Origin of the sequence: Flavobacterium sp., assembly GCF_029242675.1 — a bacterium.
GTDB lineage: Bacteria > Bacteroidota > Bacteroidia > Flavobacteriales > Flavobacteriaceae > Flavobacterium.
The window spans coordinates 1-4,829 of record NZ_JAQWTM010000167.1 but is presented as its reverse complement, the minus strand read 5'-3'; the positions used below and the strand labels follow the sequence as shown (position 1 = coordinate 4,829).

2 protein-coding genes are annotated in these 4,829 nt (G+C 32.9%); one reads left to right on the top strand and one right to left on the bottom strand.

Annotated elements, in window-relative coordinates:
• Positions 1 to 2,610: triple tyrosine motif-containing protein (locus P8M54_RS06695; RefSeq protein WP_300286507.1), on the bottom strand; the 2,610-nt coding region annotated here is incomplete at its 3' end.
• Between the two features lie 198 nt (positions 2,611 to 2,808).
• Here P8M54_RS06695 and uvrA point away from each other — a divergent pair.
• Positions 2,809 to 4,829 (top strand): excinuclease ABC subunit UvrA (gene uvrA, locus P8M54_RS06690; RefSeq protein WP_300286506.1); only part of this gene is annotated, 2,021 nt, incomplete at its 3' end.

Below are 4,829 nucleotides of genomic sequence, written 5' to 3'. Positions count from 1 at the left end.
TTTGATCTTTTTGAAAAATTCTTTATCTGAATTTTCAAATGCTTCCTTAAAAACACTCCATGAATCTTTACCGGTAATATTTCTATTAATAGTAGTTATTACTGATTTTATACTTCTGTTTTCGTCAACAGCAGTCTTTTTTAAATCTGCTTTGATAAATTCTAATAGTTCATTTTTACTAATTAAGCTCATTGTGGAAGCAGCGAGTTCTTTATTTATTGCATTTACATTCTCAGATAATTGCTCGTTTTTTAATCGCATTACTTGCTGGTTATTCTCCAATTCCTTTATCTCCAATAACAAATTATTCTCCTCTATCAATTTTTCTTTTTGTCGTTCGTAGTAGCGATTGTAATAACCATGAGCAAAACGAATACCTACTATGGCCAAAATAAAATAAATAACAAGGGCTAAGTGCGTAGCATACCATGGCTTTAAAATGGTAAAAGAGTAGTCTGCACTACTATCTAAATTTGAATTTGCATATTTAGCCTTTACTTTAAACACATAATCACCTGGAGGTAAATTCTTAAAGCTTACAACTGCTTTTGTATTCCATTCACTCCATTGATTTTGAAAGCCTTCTAAGATATACTTGTACTCCACATTTATATACTTATTGTATTCCGGTACCGTATAATAAATATTTATATTGTTAACGCTATGATGAAAATTACCTTCCTTATCAATATCATTTGTTTGGCTCTCTTGATCCAATGCATTAGAAACTACCGCTGATATTAAAACCTTATATTTTTTAAAAATTAAGTCATTAATATCCATGGCATAATATCCATCTGTAGTACCAAATAGATATGTAAATGCTGATAACTGAGTAATATTCTCATACCCTAACATAGAATTAGTAAGAGAAACAGGAATGGGGATGCTATTCTTTTTTAATTGGGAGCTAAATTTACTGGCGGTGTAATAATTAATATAGTTTTTCGAAAACAACCATATTTTATTAGAATCATCCACAATCATTTTCCCCGAGGTATAATCATCTTTTTCAAAAACCGAGCTTAATAATTTATCTTTTTGAAATTCTTTTGTCTTATCGTTTAATTTGTACACACCACCTTTGTATGCATAAAAAATAGAATTATTAAATTTTACTAAACTGGCATTTTTTCCTTTTATAGGACTTTCATATACTGTGTAGTGCAGGCGTTCCTTTAAAGTTTTATCAGCGATTATCCTAAAAACTCCTTTGTATTCATGGCTAACATAAATTTCGAAATCATCCGTTATTTCAAAGTATTTACAGGAATAATCAAATCCCTTTAGTTTATTTCGAAAATACCATTTATTGGAACGCTTTTCTAGAACATATAGTCCATAATAATTTCCTTGTAATAGTAAATCAGTATTACCGGGAACTGTTGTGAATTTCCATGTACCCGAATTTGCAAATATATTAGTAGCGTTACCATCTTTAACAGTAAAAGTTCCTCTATCGTGTCCACAAAAAAGTGTCCCATCGTGTTCAAAAATAGACCATACTTGTCCCTTTGTCCCTTTGATAAATTTAAACTGATCCTTACTTTTATACTTCTTATAAAACAAACCTTGATTTGTTCCAACATATAAATTACCTTCGAATAATTTAGAGGTATAAATAGTTCCTAAATCACCTGAATTATCAACAAAACTCTGGATTGGTGATTGCATATTTATACAGTTGATTCCATTATCAAGTCCCACCCATACATTTTTATCTACATCTTCGTATAAGGATAGTGCGGTGTTGTTACTCAAACCATTGCGTTGTGTGATATGATAATTAACTTTTCCGTTCTTATCTAGCACATAAATACCATTCGAAACCGTACCTAAAACATAACCATCATCAGCTATGGACTCACAACTATAAACACTTCCATCTTGGAAATACGAATCAATTTCAGTATTGAATTTTGAAACTTTTCCTGCATCTAATTCATAAAATCCCTGCATTTGTGTGGCGATTAACACTCGTTCTCCTTTCAAAAAAACATTTACAATGTGATTGTTTTTAACTGCAACGTGGTTCGAAACTAGTTTACTTTTACCACCCTCAATTTCAAACAAACCTGATTTACTTACCTGATAAAAAACAGCATTAACGGTGCTATAAGCCTTTATTATTGGTTTTTGTGGTGCTATAATGGTAAAACTTCCTTTTTTAGGATTGTAAATATAAATTCTATTTAATGATTGAAAAACAATTTGATCTTCATAGGTTAAAATATTCCAAATTTGTTCATCGTCTAAAAGTTTGGATTTAATGGCTTTACTAATAGAAAAGTACTGTAATAATCCGTTCTTTTGGCGCAGCCAATATCCAAATTCCATATAACTTCCGGTATAAATACGATCACCGATTGCTTTCACGGAGCGAATAATGGTTTCGTTTGGCGAAGGATATAATTTCCATGAAGAGCCGTTAAACTCTAATAAACCGTCATTATTTGCAAAATAGATAAACTGGTTACTGTCTTGGGCAATCATCCAATTTTGATTTCCTGCTCCATATATACTAGGCGCATAGTTGACTATTGGAGGCAAATCCTGACCGAAACCAGCTGTAAAAAAAGTTAAAAAAAATAATAAGTATTTGGCTTTCAAAATTGAGCTTTTAAAAATTGTGATTGTAACAAATTTAAACTTAAAATTTGGTGTGCAAAAATAATAGACCATAATCCTTTCCCTTTAAACCATCAAAATTATATTGCTAATGCTTGCATTATTAACCAATTTTATGATTTGTTCACGATCTGTTCTCAGTTGAAAATTGATTACTTTTGTAGAAATTCATTATTTTCTATGCAAATTGACCTTTCTAAAATAGATCAAAAGAAAAATATAATCATAAAAGGGGCTCAGGTACACAACTTAAAAAATGTAGATGTAGTCATTCCTAGAAATAAACTTGTAGTTATTACTGGACTTTCGGGCTCAGGTAAATCGAGTTTGGCTTTTGATACGCTTTACGCAGAAGGGCAGCGTCGCTATGTTGAAAGCCTTTCCTCCTACGCACGACAATTTCTTGGTCGGTTAGATAAACCTAAAGTCGAATATATTAAAGGAATTGCTCCAGCAATCGCTATAGAGCAAAAGGTAAACACAACCAATGCGAGATCAACTGTAGGTACATCTACAGAAATCTACGATTACATGAAACTCCTTTTTGCCCGCGTTGGAAGAACCTTTTCGCCTGTGTCCGGAAAAGAGGTTAAAAAAAACACAGTCACAGATGTGGTTAGCGATGTTCAAAAGCTACCATTGGAAAGTAAGTGGTTGCTATTAGCTCCTATTCATTTAGAAAAGGGTCGGAAATTCGAAGACAAGCTAAAGGTATTATTACAGCAAGGTTTTTCAAGAATTTTAGTTGGTGAGCAAATGATTCGCTTGGATGAAATAGACCAACATAAACTAGACCCAAAAAAAACAACCTTAATTATCGATCGTATAGTTGTAAAAGACGAGGAAGAATTTTATAACCGATTAGCTGATGCCGTTCAAACAGCTTTTTACGAAGGAAAAGGCATTTGTTACTTACAAGAACTAAATACAGCAAAACGATTTGAATATTCGAATAACTTCGAATTAGACGGTATCTCTTTCTTAGAACCTAATGTCCATTTATTTTCCTTTAACAACCCTTACGGCGCCTGCCCTGTTTGTGAAGGCTATGGAAATATTATAGGAATCGATGCTGAACTTGTTGTTCCCAACACGACCTTATCTATCTATGAAAATGCCATATTTCCTTGGAGAGGCGATAGTATGAGTTGGTTTCGAGACGAATTAGTAAATAATGCATACAAATTCGATTTCCCTATTCACAAACCCTTTTATCAGCTAACGGAGGAACAAAAAGATTTGTTATGGACGGGAAACAGCTATTTTCAGGGTCTAAATGACTTTTTTAAAGAGCTTGAAGAAAAAAATTATAAAATTCAAAACAGAGTTATGCTATCCCGTTACCGTGGTAAAACCAAATGCCATTCGTGTAAAGGAAAACGCTTGCGTATTGAAGCTTCATATGTAAAAATCAATTCTAAAACTGTTTCTGAATTAGTTGATTTGCCAATTAAGCATTTAGTCACCTTTTTCAAAAACGTAGAATTAGATGTTTATGAACAACAAATTGCCAAACGCTTGTTAACCGAGATTAATAATCGATTGTCTTTTTTAACCGAGGTTGGCTTAGACTACCTTACTTTAAACAGAAACTCCGCTTCGCTTTCAGGAGGAGAATCACAACGAATAAATCTAGCGACCTCTTTAGGGAGTAGTTTAGTTGGCTCCATGTATATTCTTGATGAACCCAGCATTGGTTTACATCCAAAAGATACCGAACGGTTGATCAAAGTATTGCTATCCTTACGCGATTTAGGCAATACAGTTATTGTAGTAGAACATGATGAAGACATTATGAAAGCTGCCGATATGATCATTGATATTGGCCCTGAAGCAGGAACGTTTGGCGGAAATTTAGTTGCGCAAGGAACCTATGCTGAGATATTAAAATGCGACTCCTTAACGGCTAAATACTTGAGCGGAGCTGAAAAAATAGAAGTTCCAAAAAAACGACGAAAGTTTAAAAACTTTGTAGAAATTAAGGGTGCTCGCGAAAATAACCTTCAAAATATCGATGTGCTTTTTCCATTGGATGTTTTAACTGTTATTACAGGAGTTTCAGGTAGTGGAAAAAGTACCCTTATTAAAAAAATACTTTTTCCTGCAATGCAGAAAAAACTAGAAAATATAGGAGAAAAAGCAGGACAATTTACCGAAATCACAGGATCGTTCTCTCAAATAAAACATATTGAATACGTAGA